Source organism: Aquabacterium sp. A08 (assembly GCF_011742065.1).
This window is the reverse complement of the sequence record NZ_JAAQQT010000104.1, coordinates 1-395: the sequence shown is the minus strand read 5'-3', so window position 1 is coordinate 395 and position 395 is coordinate 1. Positions and strand designations below refer to the sequence as shown.

The 395-nt window shown below is 70.6% G+C and carries 1 protein-coding gene; it reads left to right on the top strand.

The genetic code is table 11. The annotated features are described in order from the left end of the window. A partial coding sequence (gene maiA, locus HA630_RS00595) for a maleylacetoacetate isomerase (RefSeq protein WP_166832041.1) occupies positions 1-395 on the top strand: 395 nt, incomplete at both ends.

Genomic DNA, 395 nt, shown 5'->3' with positions numbered 1-395 from the left:
GGTGAGCAGGTGCTGATCCAGTCGCCCGCCATCATCGAATGGCTGGAAGAGCAGTACCCCACGCCCGCGCTGCTGCCGGCCGACGCCGGCGGCCGCCAGCGGGTGCGCGCGCTCGCCGCCATCGTCGGCTGCGACATCCACCCGGTCAACAACCGCCGCATCCTGGAGTACCTGCGCAAGCAGTTCGGCGCCGACGAGGCCGCCATCAACGCCTGGTGCGGCACCTGGATCGGTGCGGGCTTCGACGCCTACGAGGCGCTGCTGGCCGCCGACACGCAGCGTGGCCGCTACAGCTTTGGTGACACGCCCACGCTGGCCGACTGCTACCTGGTGCCGCAGGTGGAAAGCGCCCGCCGCTTCCAGGTGGACCTGAACCGCTGGCCGCTGATCCAGCA